At 55.7% G+C, this 13520-nt stretch carries 15 protein-coding genes and 1 pseudogene; 7 read left to right on the top strand and 9 right to left on the bottom strand.

Annotation, left to right across the window (positions count from 1 at the left end; all coding sequences use genetic code 11):
• The first annotated feature begins 281 nt into the window (after positions 1-281).
• Together ligD and V6S97_RS26230 are read left to right on the top strand one after the other, a co-directional pair.
• Positions 282-1334: a non-homologous end-joining DNA ligase gene (ligD, locus tag V6S97_RS26235; protein WP_065687552.1), complete on the top strand. Its 1053-nt coding sequence runs from the start codon at positions 282-284 to the stop codon at positions 1332-1334.
• Between the two features lie 58 nt (positions 1335-1392).
• A complete protein-coding gene (locus V6S97_RS26230) occupies positions 1393-2157 on the top strand; it encodes an SOS response-associated peptidase family protein (protein ID WP_065687551.1) in 765 nt (254 codons plus the stop codon).
• 127 nt (positions 2158-2284) lie between these two features.
• Here the strand turns inward: V6S97_RS26230 and V6S97_RS26225 are convergent, their stop codons facing one another.
• From V6S97_RS26225 to V6S97_RS26215, 4 genes are all read right to left on the bottom strand, one after another.
• Entirely contained in the window at positions 2285-2872 is a 588-nt protein-coding gene (locus tag V6S97_RS26225) for a DUF1349 domain-containing protein (RefSeq protein ID WP_334428043.1), read from the bottom strand.
• A complete protein-coding gene (locus tag V6S97_RS29270; protein WP_442886116.1) occupies positions 2862-3221 on the bottom strand; it encodes a hypothetical protein in 360 nt (119 codons plus the stop codon). The genes V6S97_RS26225 and V6S97_RS29270 overlap by 11 nt, the downstream gene beginning before the upstream one ends.
• A 427-nt stretch (positions 3222-3648) precedes the next feature.
• Positions 3649-5598 (bottom strand): methyl-accepting chemotaxis protein, encoded by a 1950-nt coding sequence (locus tag V6S97_RS26220; protein WP_334428042.1) that lies wholly within the window; start codon positions 5596-5598, stop codon positions 3649-3651.
• A gap of 362 nt (positions 5599-5960) precedes the next feature.
• Positions 5961-6290 carry a hypothetical protein gene (locus V6S97_RS26215; protein ID WP_193749465.1) on the bottom strand — a complete coding sequence of 110 codons (330 nt, stop codon included), beginning with the start codon at positions 6288-6290 and terminating at the stop codon, positions 5961-5963.
• Positions 6291-7085: 795 nt separating this feature from the next.
• Here V6S97_RS26215 and V6S97_RS26205 point away from each other — a divergent pair.
• Positions 7086-8078 carry an ornithine cyclodeaminase family protein gene (locus V6S97_RS26205; RefSeq protein ID WP_334428041.1) on the top strand — a complete coding sequence of 331 codons (993 nt, stop codon included), beginning with the start codon at positions 7086-7088 and terminating at the stop codon, positions 8076-8078.
• 5 nt (positions 8079-8083) lie between these two features.
• Positions 8084-9052, top strand: coding sequence for a threonine/serine dehydratase (locus V6S97_RS26200; RefSeq protein ID WP_334428040.1), 969 nt, complete (start codon positions 8084-8086; stop codon positions 9050-9052).
• 77 nt (positions 9053-9129) lie between these two features.
• On the opposite strand, the gene V6S97_RS26195 is transcribed toward V6S97_RS26200, so the two are convergent.
• From V6S97_RS26195 to V6S97_RS26185, 3 genes are all read right to left on the bottom strand, one after another.
• Positions 9130-9429, bottom strand: coding sequence for a hypothetical protein (locus tag V6S97_RS26195; protein ID WP_442886115.1), 300 nt, complete (start codon positions 9427-9429; stop codon positions 9130-9132).
• Entirely contained in the window at positions 9417-9563 is a 147-nt protein-coding gene (locus V6S97_RS26190; protein WP_334428066.1) for a hypothetical protein, read from the bottom strand. Before V6S97_RS26190 ends, V6S97_RS26195 begins: the two co-directional genes overlap by 13 nt.
• A 504-nt stretch (positions 9564-10067) precedes the next feature.
• Positions 10068-10334, bottom strand: coding sequence for a hypothetical protein (locus tag V6S97_RS26185; protein WP_334428039.1), 267 nt, complete (start codon positions 10332-10334; stop codon positions 10068-10070).
• 147 nt (positions 10335-10481) lie between these two features.
• Between V6S97_RS26185 and V6S97_RS26180 the strand changes: the two genes are divergently transcribed.
• Both V6S97_RS26180 and V6S97_RS26175 read left to right on the top strand, forming a co-directional pair.
• Positions 10482-11093, top strand: coding sequence for a TetR/AcrR family transcriptional regulator (locus V6S97_RS26180; protein ID WP_113049355.1), 612 nt, complete (start codon positions 10482-10484; stop codon positions 11091-11093).
• 184 nt (positions 11094-11277) lie between these two features.
• A complete protein-coding gene (locus tag V6S97_RS26175; RefSeq protein ID WP_334428065.1) occupies positions 11278-11511 on the top strand; it encodes a BrnA antitoxin family protein in 234 nt (77 codons plus the stop codon).
• A gap of 12 nt (positions 11512-11523) precedes the next feature.
• Here V6S97_RS26175 and V6S97_RS26170 read toward each other — a convergent pair whose 3' ends face one another.
• Complete coding sequence (locus V6S97_RS26170) at positions 11524-12435, bottom strand: HNH endonuclease (RefSeq protein ID WP_025591372.1); 912 nt, start codon at positions 12433-12435, stop codon at positions 11524-11526.
• A 170-nt stretch (positions 12436-12605) separates the two neighbouring features.
• Here V6S97_RS26170 and V6S97_RS26165 point away from each other — a divergent pair, with 170 nt between their 5' ends.
• Positions 12606-12752 carry a recombinase family protein gene (locus V6S97_RS26165; RefSeq protein WP_334428038.1) on the top strand — a complete coding sequence of 49 codons (147 nt, stop codon included), beginning with the start codon at positions 12606-12608 and terminating at the stop codon, positions 12750-12752.
• A gap of 270 nt (positions 12753-13022) precedes the next feature.
• On the opposite strand, the pseudogene V6S97_RS26160 reads toward V6S97_RS26165, so the two are convergent.
• Positions 13023-13252: pseudogene (locus V6S97_RS26160) on the bottom strand (transposase); the annotation flags it as partial.
• Between the last annotated feature and the right edge of the window lie 268 nt (positions 13253-13520).

Genomic DNA, 13520 nt, shown 5'->3' with positions numbered 1-13520 from the left:
GTTCACGGCTCCCTTCAAGGTCGTGTTCAAAGGATCGACATTATGTCGTACGGGCTATATGTTCATTGTTTGTTCTCGTAATGCAAAAGAGTCAAGCACCACATGGTTGAGGAATATTATCCCAGTATTAGCAAAGTCGAAGATTCGAAAAGGATTCAAGGAGGTAAGGGGAAACAGAAATTTTTGCAGCCCTTGCGTCCGTCGGGTTCAAAACGGTGGATAGCGGGGATAGATGAACGGCGTCACAATCTTCTTAAGGTTTTCGTGCTGAACTCGTTTGCATGACGAAGCCACCGAGATCAAAGCCGCTCCTTCGTGATACCGAAGCTCCGCTACGGTCAAAGCCGCGTCGGAAGCGCAATCCCGCACAGCCACAGCTGCTGTTTGATCCGATGCCCGATCGCGTCGAGCCGGCGCTCGCCCAATTGAAGGCGCACCCTCCACAAGGCGACCAATGGAGCTGGGAGCTGAAATGGGATGGCTATCGCCTGGCTATCCATATCGAGCCGACAGGGGTCCGCATCCTCACGCGAGGTGGCCATGACTGGACGCACCGGTTTCCGGCGATCGAGCAGGCTGCCCGGGCGCTTGGTCCGGCAACGATGATCATTGATGGCGAGGCGGTTGTGCTTGACGATGAAGGGCGGCCGGATTTCGGGCTGCTGCAGAAATCGTTGGGTGCGTCTGGAAAGACGGCTGGCAACCGAGCTTCGGACGCCATCCTCTACGCGTTCGATCTTATTTATCTCGACGGCCATGACCTGCGCAACGTGGAGTACCGTTCGCGCCGGCATCTTCTCGAGGATACGCTGAAGGGGCACGGCGGCGCGATCCGCCTTTCGGAAACCGTTGACGCCGATCCCGCGATCCTGCTGGAACACGTTGGCAGCCTTGGTCTCGAGGGCATCGTCGGCAAGCAATTGGATCAACCCTATCGCTCCGGCCGGACTGGCGACTGGGTCAAGATCAAGTGCGTTAAGAGCGAAGCCTTCATGGTTGTTGGCTACGAACCATCGACGGCATCGCCCGGCGGCTTCGGCTCTCTGGTGCTTGCTGCCTATCGCGGTGACGAGCTCGTTCATGTCGGGAACGTCGGGACGGGCTTTAGGCAAGCAGAGATGAACAGGCTGCGCAAGATGATCGACAGGCTGCGCTGGAAACGGAAGCAGCCGCCTGTTCCCTATGCCGAAAAGGCAGACATCGTTTGGGTCGAGCCGACTTTGATTGCCGAGATCGAGTTTCGGGCCTGGACGGCCGACGGCAAGCTACGCCATTCTTCCTATAAGGGCTTGCGGGAACGGCAAGACAATGCCGACGTTTACAAGCTCGACTAGCGACGCAGGCGGAACTCACCACACAACTGCATTCGGTCGCAACGGAGGAATTGCTGCCATGTGCAATCTATATCGGATGGAAGACAAGGACTGGGTCTCCAAATGGGCTCAGGACGCCGAAAGCCTTATCAACCTGATGCCAGCCTATCAGATGAACCCCGACCAAATGGGGCCGATCGTCCGCAACACGGCGGAAGGCAAGAAGCAGCTTGTGCATGCGCGATGGGGATTACCTTCCCCTCGCTTCGCCTTGGAGAAAGCGGCCAAAGCCAAGGCCGAGAAGCTCGCAGCCAAGGGCAAGCCATTTGATCTCGAGGAGCTGATCCGCATGGAGGCCGACCGCGGCACGACAAACGTGCGTAAGCTCAATTTCCCGCACTGGACGCGATGGTTCGACGTCGAACACAGATGCCTTGCCCCAGTCACCAGCTTCGCCGAACCGGATCCGGCGAGCAGAGAGGAAGGCGGCAATGTGCCCAATGCCTGGTTTGCCCGCGATGACGAGAAATCCCTGATGTTTTTTGCCGGCATACATGTGCCGCAATGGAAGAGCGTCCGGAAGGTTCGGGACGGACTCACGATCGACGACCTCTATGGTTTTCTTACCACGGATCCCAACGATCTCGTGAAACCGATCCATGAGAAAGCCATGCCGGTTCTGTTGCTGACGAAGGAGGACACGGACATCTGGATGCGGGCGCCGTGGGACGAGGCAAAACATCTTGTCCGCCCGCTTCAGAACGATGCGTTGATTATTTCGTCGCGAGAACCGTACGGGTCCACCGTCGTGTCGAAATCGGGCGAACCGGTTGACCAAGACTGATTTGTGTCGTGTCTGATCAGGCGGCACTGGCGCCGAGAGGCCGTGGCTGCTCGTATCCCTTTACTGGCACCTGTTACAAGGACGATAGATCGAGACGGCATTTGTGAAGAACTCCCTTAAATAGCTGCTAGCTACACAGGTCGTGGAGATCGGTAGTGATCGCCGCACCGACTGAAAACTCCGAAAACCGGACATCCAGTCCGCCACGCTCAGGCGTACATGCAGTCAACCCAACGAAATAATGGGAAACTTTAGGAAACGGAGCAAGCCGCAGCAACGGCCAAATGCTCCCATTGGAGGATGCCTGAATACGCATCGTGCCTTCCTTCAATGTGATCCGGATATAGAAATCTTCAAGTTCCTTGAAGGACTGGGAAACTGACCAGTCGGATTTTCCATCGGTGATGACTGTGCTGAGAAACCGTTCGCCATCTGTAAACTCAACGCCTGACTTCACCCATCGATTTTCATCAATGCGCACCATAAGACCGGCCTGATCGTAGAGCGACCGGAATTCGCCTTGGACGCGGACACTCGCTGTGAAACCATCCACGACCGTTACGCCTAGGAAATGGCCACTGTCGCGCGTGAAGCCGTAATGCGTTTCACGCCAGAAGTCAGTGTTTGCATCGGTGGTTAAAGAGAGACCCGTCTCGGTGGCTTCCCACACTACAGGTTTATTCAGCCACTCGGCTTCTTTGAGATTAACGTCCACGGCACTGTCTCCAGAATTGCCCTCGCATCACTGCTGGTGGGGCTATTGCCCGACTCAACGGATACCCGTGATCATAAACCTGGTAAAGTGAGTGTTGTCCTGCTGCCAGTTTCGTGGACACCAAGTTAAGGTGCTTCCAACGAAACTGGAGTGCATAAATGCAACGAAGGAAGTCCAGCCGCGAGTACAAGCTTGAGGCAGTGAAGTTCGTTAGGGAGCGTGAGGCCACACCGTCACCGAAGCGCTCGGCAAAAATCTTTCGATGGCAGTTGGTAGCACTATAGACAAAGCGCCTGACGGTCAGATGCAATTCGATCCGTCGAGCCGTACACGGCAGATCACCGATCACCGGAGGAGAACGGCTATGAACTCGACGGGAAACGGTCCCGCAGTGGGGACATATAGAGTCCGTTGACCCGGCGGACGCAGTGACAACGATCGCGTCGGTGGCATCATGCACCGATTCAACGTTCAAACCGGCCGGGATCAGATCGGAAGTCGAAACTGCGCTCGCATGGCGCTAATTCTCCTTCGGAAATCACACCAATTGAATCCGAAACATCATCGAGAATGAGTCAGAGCCCAAAAAGATCCCCACGGCCATAGTCGCGACGCGCTGCGTGAAGGACAATGTATTGCGAAGATTGCCAGACGTGTTCGTCACCCCCCTCTGGCATGAACTATGCCACGCAAACGATTTCCGATTGCGTGGCATAGTCCTTGATTGGCGGCGGGGATATCTCCCGCCGAAGCTCACGTCGTTGACCGATCGCCGATCAAAACTCCTGCCAGTCGTCCTTTGACGTATCGACAGCAGCGTTACCGGAGAATGCGGATGCAATCTTGCGGCCAAGCGCGCGTACGGGGGATGCCACGTATCTGTCGTTGCCGCCGGCATTGCGAACCGGAGCGGGCTGGCTCTTCTGCTGATAGGCGGTATCGGCGAGCTTGAACTGCGCGAGAAGCTGGTTGAGCGAAGCTACCTCCTTGGCCAGATTGTGGCTGGCGGCGTTGGTCTCTTCCACCATGGCAGCATTTTTCTGCGTGTCCTGGTCCATCTGGTTGACCGCGGTATTGATCTGCTGGAGGCCGGAGGATTGCTCCTGCGCGGATTCCACGATGGAGACGACGTGCCGGTTGATTTCCTGCACTTCCGATACGATCGTCGCCAGCGCCTTGCCGGTGTCGCCCACCAGCTGAACGCCCTGCTGCACCTGATCGTTCGAGGTGGTGATCAGCGCCTTGATTTCCTTGGCCGCATTGGCGGAGCGTTGCGCCAGCTCGCGCACTTCCTGCGCGACAACGGCAAAGCCCTTGCCCGCCTCGCCCGCACGCGCAGCTTCCACGCCGGCATTGAGCGCAAGAAGGTTGGTCTGGAAGGCGATTTCGTCGATCACGCCGATGATATTGCTGATCTCGTTGGCGGATTTGGAGATCTGCTCCATGGCGACCACGGCGCGACGTACCACCTCGCCGGATTGTTCGGCACCTGCCTTGGCGCGGCTGACGATCAGGCCGGCCTCCTGCGCGCGCTTGGTGGAATCCTTCACAGTCGTGGTGATCTCTTCCAGAGCGGCAGCGGTTTCCTCAACGGCTGCGGCCTGCTGTTCGGTACGCTTGGCCAGATCGTCGGCGGCCGATTTGATCTCGTTTGCGCCCGCGCCGATGCCACCGGCATTCTGCGCAACCCGGGTCAATGCCGATTGCAGCTTTTCGGCGGACATGTTGAAGTCGTTACGAACGCCGTCGAGTGTCGCCGTGAACGGCTGGCCGATGCGGTAGGACACATCGCCATCCGAAAGCTTCGAAAGACCGGTTGCAAGATTGTCGACGGCAAATTTGACGTCGGCAGCTTCCTTGGCCTTCTGCTGCTCGCGCGCGATGCGTTCCTTTTCCGAAAGGCTGCGATTGGCTTCGGTTTCCTGTTCAAGGCGGATGCGCTCGATCGCACTCTCGCGGAACACCTGAACAGCAACCGCCATCTGGCCGACTTCGTCCTTGCGGTCCATGCCATCGATCTCGGCTGCCGTATCGCCGCCTGCCAGCGACACCATGCGCGCGCGCAGGCGGGCAATCGGCGTTGTGATGCCACGCGAGGCCACGAAAAGTGCGAGAATGATGCCGGCTGCAAAGCTGATGCCAACCACAACAAGTGAGGTCAGTATGGTCGAGTTGGTCTGGTTGGTCAGGCCGTCGCTGCCTTTTGCAACACTTGCAGAAAGCCGGTCCAGCAAAGAACCTATTTCGTTTCCGGCCGCGCGAATTTGCCCATCAGCCTTCAGGAGTTCCGCCGCGGACTCCTGATTACGATTAGCGGAGCCAAGCTCGACGGCCTTATCCGTGCTTGTGATGATGCTCTGAGATTGTTTGAGCAGTTTGTCGATTGTGGCCGTCTCTTCCGGGAATATGGCCTTGACGTTGTTCAATCGCGAGATCAGTTCGCCTTTGTCGGCGTTATACTCGCCTTTGGCGATGGCGAAATCCGGAATGGAGGTGTCATATGCCATTACCTGATAAGCACCGTAAGCCACCGCCTGAAGATTGCGGTTGGCACGAGAAAGCTCGACAAGCGCGGCATTATCGCCGGCAATGAACTCTGAATAGAGCGTGTCCGCGTTTTTGTAACGGGCGGACATATATACTGTTGCACCCAGACCGATGATGCAGAGCGGTAGAATGAGCGACAGAATTTTGGTGCGGATACTGGCATTCTGGAGAAATGACACGGATAACCTCAGGGCATGAATACCGCTCCTTCCCCGTGCCGGAGGTGTTCGGCAAGACTGACATTGCACGTCGCGTAACCTCGATCATCAAGGCTTCGGTAGCCACATCATCGGCTCTGATCGCAACTGCATCATGCATGCGCCGAAAAACGCCGGCCTGCCCCCTCAAATACGGGCAGGTCACCATTCCGCGGGCGAAACGACAGCCCCGCCAAAAGGCGGAAACGCCGGGCCGCATTTCGCAAAACACGGACTAGAACCGATTGTTCCACGGCCGTGCTTCGCTGGTTTTCTTGCGATTAGTTATAGTTAAATACTTTACAATTTCTTCATGCCCAAACGGGCGCAGGAGATACCAATATCTAAAAGATCAGCGTGCGATTAGCCATCCTGACAAGTTGGGCGATTTTTCTTCCAGCCTCGAGCATCACATGCCTTGGGTGATCAAGCAGATACGGACGGATACGTTCAACCTCGAAGCCTTGAGGTGCAACTCGCAGCGCGTCGATGAGTTTTCGGAGCTTGATATCGAGAAAGCGATTTTGCACGAAGCCGACAATTAGACGAAATTTTATATAGAACTGATGGTCCATTTCCGACCAGCACGCGCCTCGACCGTCTGCTGGCGTTAGAGTTGAGAGTTTCGCGTTCGCCGCTGCAAACGCTTCATGACGGCGGTATGCTTCAGACAAATTCTGACCGCGCCAACGTCCTGCGGCGGCGTATCAAAACTGGTACCCAGCTTATCTTCGACCTCTCCACCGAGGGCGAACGACTGCAATTGTGGAGACCTTTAGCGACGAGTTAGCCCGGTATTGCCGTATCACAAAGGCCCGAAATTTCAGGCCCTTCGCGATTTCACACCTCGTTTTCAGCAAACGTTCTTGCCTCATTCTGTCCTGCCGTTGTTTCGCGGGATATCAACGCGATGCCCTCAAGCGGGTGCTAGAGAATATAAGGCCTTACTTAGTCCGTTTGATCATCTACCGGAAATTGCCCGCTTCTGAATGGCCATATCGACTGGACGATGATTAGTCAGGCCTGTGGGATCGAAGCCGAGTTGACGGCAGAACTGAAAAGCAGCCCCGGCCAAGCTTGCATGCAATCATCCGCTGGCTCGGCGCATCAGCGGCCGAAGAACGACGACCGCCAAAGCCGACAGTTAGCTCGAGCAAAATGGCACCCGCCAAGAAGGCAGCATCCGCAGGCTCCGCCCGACAGCCACAACGCTCGGCAATGGACGCTGTTAGCGATCGCAAATCTCTTCGCGGCTCGTGCGCCTGGTGGGTTGGTAACATTAGATGCGACCGTTCTTCCCATTGTCTGAGGACAGCAAATTTTCTGCGAAAGCAGGAGCCTGAATCGCAACAATCTGCTTGCAACGGGTTCGCATATGACTGGAAATAGTGCTCTGACCGGTGATGATTAAAAAATAAATGTCACACACGCCCATAGCTCCGGTGGTCGCGAACGAACTGAGGTCAGCGATGCAGACGCTTCTACTTAACAAGAATCAAGTGAGGCGGCTCATCGACTTGAAACAAGTCATCGGCGCTGTCGAAGACGCCTATAAAGCCTATAGCAGCAATCAGGTCGAGCAGCCCGATTACATCGGGATTAGTCTTCCTGCCAGGCGGGGAGAGATTGATTTCAAGCTGGGCTATCACAAGCAGGCTGAAATCATTTCGATGAAAGCACATTCCGGGGGATTTACCCGAAATCCTGAGGAGCATGGCGTACCGAACAGCATGGGGACAATTCTCCTTTTCGATGCCAGGAGCTGTGCATTGATCTGCGTCATGGACGGAAGCCTGATCACGGGGCTCCGCACCGGGGCCGCCGGAGCTGTGTCCGTCAAAGCGCTTGCAAGACCGAACGGCCGTGTTGTCGCTTCGATCGGCACAGGCAGTCAGGCGAGAATGCAGATCCGGGCAATCAACGAGGTCATACAGATCCAGGAAATCCACGCCTGGAGCCGCACCCCTTCGGCTTTGTCCGACTACAAGAACGATATCGAACGCGAATTCGCAATTCCCGTAATCATCGCCCCCTCCAAGAAGGAGGCCGTTGAGAAAGGCGACATTTTGATCACGACAACGCGGGGCAAAGGTGATGTCGTACAGGCGGACTGGGTGAGGCCCGGCACGCACATTGTCGCGATCGGTACGGATCAGCGGGGCAAACAGGAGCTGGACCCCGAACTTTTCAGACACGCCAAGATCGTTGTTGATTCCGTCCAGCAATGCACACAAAAGGGTGAAACGTGGCACCCGCTGCAAACTAACGTTATCACAATGGCCGATATTCACGCTGAAATCGGAGAGCTGCTGCTGGGTGCGAAGCCCGGCCGGACAAGCGATGATGAAATCACCATTTTCGATTCCACCGGTATGGCGATACAGGACAACACCACAGCCCGAACGATCTACGAAAAAGCCATTGCCGCCAATGTCGGCACCTTCTTTTCATTTTTCGAGTAGTAGCCATGAACAGTTTTCCGACGATACAAGATATACTCGACGCCCGCACCCGACTGAAACCCCATGTCAGACACACGCCACTACTGCGCGCGGACAAGATTGGGGAGACCGTTGGCTGCAATCTCTACCTCAAGCCTGAAACCCTGCAGATTACCGGAGCCTTCAAAATAAGGGGGGCGCTGAACAAGGCTCTTTCGCTTTCCAAGGAGGAAATCGCAAACGGCATCATTGCGACATCGTCGGGCAATCATGCACAGGGACTTGCCTATGCCGCCAGGATGCTGGGTGTGAGGGCGATATTGGTGCTGCCTGTTAACACGCCCAAAATCAAGATTGAGAACACAAAGGCCCTTGGGGCAGAGGTCGTCCTATTCGACGGCGACACTGCGGCCAGATGGAAAAGGGTCTATGAAATCGCTGCAGAAAACCACTATGCCCCGATCCACGCATTTGAAGATCCGATCGTCATGGCCGGACAGGGAACGATCGGCTGTGAAATACTCGATGATCTTCCCGAGGTGGATACGGTCGTCGTGCCGGTCGGCGGCGGCGGACTGATTTCAGGGATCGCCACGGCCATAAAAGAGACCAGACCCAGTGTGCGCGTGATCGGGGTGGAGCCCGCGCTGACACCGAAATACTTCCACAGCCGTATTAACAAGACGCGGACCTCGCTACCCTTGCAGAACATAATAGCAGATGGTCTGAGAATCAGCGTTCCCGGCCAGAACCCTTATCCCATCATCGAGAAATATGTCGACGAAATCGTCCTCGTCGACGATCACTATATTGTTGAGGGTATGCGCGCTTTGGCAAAGGATGCAAAGCTCATTGCCGAACCTGCAGCCGCTATCACGGTCGGAGCACTGCTGGCGGGTGCGCTCGACGTCAAGCCTGAAGAAAAAGTCTGTGCCGTCCTTTCCGGCGGAAACTGGGATCTGGGCGATCTCGCAGCAGTCTATGTTGACAGGTGACTCCCGCCAAACTCGAGCCAAGCTATCCAAAACTGTCCAGGCGTTCGCCTACAATCTCCCGCACCTGCGCCGCTCTTTCAGCGCCCACTGATCCATCTGTCAGCGGCGGCGGTAGCGCAAGCTGTTCCAATCCGCGCGCAAGCAACTGCTCTCATTTCATCCATGGCCTTATCCGCCGCCGCCGGAATACCCGCTGTCGCTGCGAAACGCTTGAAATCGGCTCTCTTCAGTCGTTCATCCTTGCCGCTGATTTTGAAGGCCATGCGGCCATGGTGCAGGTTCGGAAACACCCGCGTTGTTACCGCATCATAGAGCGGCGCCATGCGAACCGAGCTGAAATCTCCTGTCCTTGGCGCTGCAATCTTCAGAAGCGCCATATTCGCACCGTCTGGTCTATATCGTCGTCGGCGTCGACATAGATACCGCGCATTGGCTGTACAAGCTTGCCAGCCTCGGCTTGGCGAAAGCCGCGGGTTTTGTCGATGTTTTCGCCGACGAGATAGAGGGGCATGTATGTAACTTTCGCAGACTTCAGATACGAGAAAGTTACATTGCCCGACCGTAAAGCGCTCGTGTCTGAGGCTACGATACTGCTTTCTAAATGGAGATCTTGTCGCCTTGAGCGGAGTCGCACCAGCGACCCGCAATAGGCATGGTGGTAATGGTCGGATCGAGGGGCGTAGATTATCGCACCAATTGGTGCCATGAGCGCGTCTCTATCTGGGAGCTAGCTATGCGCACTTAATGAGATGGATTCTTGATCCAGCATATACTCGCGCTCCTGCGAAGCAGCCTGCTCACGCTCAGTCATAAAGTCGGATGTCGTCTCCGCTCCTTTAAACCAACTGCCCCAGATCTCACCGGCTGGTACAATGATGCGAGTGCGTTCCACTCCATATGCATGCCTCCGAATTGCATCGACAACGACGTAGCCCATGAACGGATGTCTAGGAATGGGGCCATCTTGTATCACCGCGGATAAGCCCGACTTGTGGGATGGTGATGCAGGCCACATTCACATATGGGCAGCGCAAGGCTTAAAGAAACCTGCGAACAAGGGCTGTATGGCGGTCGCGAGTGTACGCTTCGATGAAGCTGCAGGACCGGTCGTTTCAAACTGTCCAGCAAATGCTGCGCGATTGCGTGTCGTCAAGGACGTCGCCGCCGAATGCATCAACTCTTTAAATTCGTCCAGACCCACGTCGTCGGCGCGCATGACTGAACGAATCAGTGGATCTGCAAAAATCTCGGAGAGCGTCATCTCGTCTATCGTGTGTCTCATCTCAGTCTCCTTTTGATAATTCCCAGGCTCTGAAAGCGGGCGATTGCTTGACGGGCTCGCGCCAAGGTGTTACCGGTAAGTAACATTTGAATAGTTACCGATCGGTAACACGCATGTCAACACCGATTGAGGGTAAAAATTAAACTCATGAAATCCGAGACATCTGATCGTGCTTCTGAGCAGAAAATCGCACCTCGTGACCGGATTGTGTCAACGGCCTGTCAACTGTTTCGTGAACATGGGATACGCGGCATTGGTGTTGATGCCATTGCCGAAGCCGCCTCAACCAACAAGATGACGTTATACCGACATTTTGGTTCCAAGGACGATCTTGTGTGTGAAGCGCTCAAGCACAGTTCTCGAACGCTCAATAAAGCCTGGGAAGATCTCGAAAAAGAGAACCCGGGCGACCCGAGGGCTCAGCTCACGGCATGGGTTAAAGCGCGCGCACAATGTCTTTCCAGCGAGCCCTATGGATGCGATTTGGCCAATGCTGCGGTAGAATTGAAGGAGCAAGGACACCCTGCACATGCGATAATAGAAACGTTGAAGATGGAACAGCATTCCCGGCTTGCCGATCTTTGTCGTTCGACAGGTGTAAGCGATCCTGAACTTTTGGCTGATACGCTATCCATGCTGTTAGAGGGAGCACGCGTCAGCAAGCTTGCCGCCGGCAAAGAAGGTCCGTCGATGCGGTTTACGCGTGCGTGTGAAGCTGCGATGGTCTCGTTTGGTCTAGGTGCACAGGCTTCTGTCTGATCCTGGTGGTGCAAGAATGAAGTGCCACTGAAAGAGCTAATGTGCATATTGATCGGCCAACTTAGAGTAACCTTCGCGATACGCGTTCTCTTCCGGATTAAGGGGCGGTTGACCAGTTTATCAGCAGCAACTGCGTTGTTTCGGCTGCCCACCAAGTGTGGGGTGCGACCACCGCTGTTTCGACATACAGCCTGAAAGTAGAAATTGGCCGGCTGCGCTGTTCAAACCGGCGAAGAAGGTCGCAGCTCCAGCCGTTGAACGTTCTGCAATCCCCAACACCAAGGAGCTTGTATCCTTGAAAATCGACAGTGATGTCCGTTCGCATTTTCAGGCGGACGGTCCGGGCTGGCAAGAGCGCATCAACGATACCTTGCGAGCCGCAATAAATTTGTCCTATCAAGCACTTGAACGGATTTGAGCCGTTGGCGCGCTATTGCTTAAAGGTATTCTCGCGATGCCATCTCAGAAATTGTGGATGCGGGCGTTCGTGAACACCTGCCGGTACGATCGCTCTTCCGGTCTTGTTGATAAGACCTTGGATGCTGCCGCGGTCGTTCGCTTGACGCGAAACCAGGACCTCAAGATCGTCCGACAAGCCGATAAGGCCGCGATCGAACATCCAGTGTGCCGTGCCAGAGAGCGCGATGCCATTCGACAGAATATCCGGGCCGTCCGCTTCAACCGGGCGAATATGGGCGGCATCAACCTCGGCGCGGCCGCCACCATTGATCAGCTTCAAGCCTGTTATCGCGCATCGTTTGTCGTAGGCCTGCAAGATCAGTCGGCGAAACAGGCGATCGCGAACGATACGCGATGAAAGCTGTGTGACCCGCACCCTTTCCTCTTCGAACATAAATGGAGCTTGAATGCCGCCCGAGAATCCGGCGCCTGTTGGCGTGTCTATTGCCTCGCCCGATCGCGGCAGTTCCGGTTGATCCTCCGCCAGGCCAATCGACAAGATACGATTGAAGTCTGCGGCGGAGATCGGCCGCACGGCGGCTTGCGCCCTTCCCGAAATTCGCCCCGCGTCGTTGAGCACTCCCCGCTCGATCACGCCATCTGGCCCGCTGAAAGGAACAGCGTTGACGAAATCGAGATAGCTGCCGGGTTCAATCAGAGCCAGATACATACCGGACGCTTTGGGGTCTGGAATGACCTGTGCGACCTTGGCGACCGCGAAATATCCGCGCGTCGCCGCCACCTTTCGAGGCTCGTAGTATATGACCCAATCTCCAACGCAGGCTTGGACGCGGCCGAGATACTGGCTCGGAAACTGATATTCCTCAGCCGGACTGTCGTCGTAGATTGAATCTGTGCGGTGAATGAAAACCCCGAATCCCATATTCGATCTCTACCATGGTGATCGCGATACAAACAGGGAGATCGGTCATTATGCATGCCCTCAAGCGCATCGTGCTTTACACGCGTTATGCAACAGATCAACAAGACCTCGCTTGGATCACAACCCAGCCCGATCTCGGAAAGCAATTCGTTCTGCGACAAGGCTGACATTTGGCCGACACTTTCGTCGACGCCTATGTAAGCGGTTCGTCTTTCGAGACGCGGCCTGGGCTCCAGGCCGCTTTGGCGGTGGCGAAGACCGGCGCCTATGGCGTGTTTCTCTGCCTTACTCTCGATCGCCTTTCCCGCGGACTTTAGCACAGTGCCCAAATTCTCAAGATCCTGCAGTTTCATGATGTTGATTTGTGGAAGGTTCACGGCGCCGCGGCGGTGTCATTGATGGAACTTGGATTGAGGGCGGTTCTCAGGCAGGAAGTGCTCGAACAAGTTCGCTACCGCGTGCGCGCAGGCATGAAGACCGTCGCCAAACAGGGGCGGGTGCCAGGCGGTATCTTTTACGGCTACAGAGTGCGACGTGAGTTCGATGATAGTGGGGAGCCGGTTCGCGGCCTGCGTTCGATTGACATTTAGGATGTCGCGCTCCTCGGTGGCGCGAGCCAGTTCCTTCTTCAGCCGCTTGATCTCATCAGCCTCGTCGCTGCCTTGGCGTTCAACGAAGCAAACTTCTTCTTCCATTCGTAAAGCGAATGCTGACTGACGCCGAGCCGCTGCGAAACCTCCGCAACCGGATAGCCTCGCTCTGTGATCTGACGCACCGCGTCACGCTTAAACTCTTCGCTGAAATTCGATTTTCTCATGGATTGGGAAAGAAGGTGTCTGCAAATCTAGGGCTATTCGCTGTATCGTCATCGGTGGGGCGCAGTTTCCGGCGACCCAATGTAGAGCCGGTGTCCCCGGCAGGTCCTGCACGCGTTAGACTTGTGGCGTGGAAAATCCCTCTGCCTGCTTGGTTTCGCCCCCTCCGATCCTCGCCTTGAGCCATACAAGCGCGTCATCCAGGAAAGTGAAGACCACAGGAATGACCAGAAGGCTTAGGAAAGTGGAGGTAATCAATCCGCCTATGAC

Origin of the sequence: Agrobacterium sp. CCNWLW155 (assembly GCF_036888815.1) — a bacterium.
GTDB classification, from domain to species: domain Bacteria; phylum Pseudomonadota; class Alphaproteobacteria; order Rhizobiales; family Rhizobiaceae; genus Agrobacterium; species Agrobacterium radiobacter.
This window is presented reverse-complemented; position numbering and strand designations above follow the sequence as displayed.

Bases quoted from the DNA above. Each gene is read 5' to 3' on its own strand.
- ligD (WP_065687552.1), top strand. From the start codon at position 282: ATGACGAAGCCACCGAGATCAAAGCCGCTCCTTCGTGATACCGAAGCT.
- V6S97_RS26230 (WP_065687551.1), top strand. From the start codon at position 1,393: ATGTGCAATCTATATCGGATGGAAGACAAGGACTGGGTCTCCAAATGG.
- V6S97_RS26205 (WP_334428041.1), top strand. From the start codon at position 7,086: ATGCAGACGCTTCTACTTAACAAGAATCAAGTGAGGCGGCTCATCGAC.
- V6S97_RS26200 (WP_334428040.1), top strand. From the start codon at position 8,084: ATGAACAGTTTTCCGACGATACAAGATATACTCGACGCCCGCACCCGA.
- V6S97_RS26195 (WP_442886115.1), bottom strand. From the start codon at position 9,429: ATGGCGCTTCTGAAGATTGCAGCGCCAAGGACAGGAGATTTCAGCTCG.
- V6S97_RS26190 (WP_334428066.1), bottom strand. From the start codon at position 9,563: ATGCCCCTCTATCTCGTCGGCGAAAACATCGACAAAACCCGCGGCTTT.
- V6S97_RS26185 (WP_334428039.1), bottom strand. From the start codon at position 10,334: ATGAGACACACGATAGACGAGATGACGCTCTCCGAGATTTTTGCAGAT.
- V6S97_RS26180 (WP_113049355.1), top strand. From the start codon at position 10,482: ATGAAATCCGAGACATCTGATCGTGCTTCTGAGCAGAAAATCGCACCT.
- V6S97_RS26170 (WP_025591372.1), bottom strand. From the start codon at position 12,435: ATGGGATTCGGGGTTTTCATTCACCGCACAGATTCAATCTACGACGAC.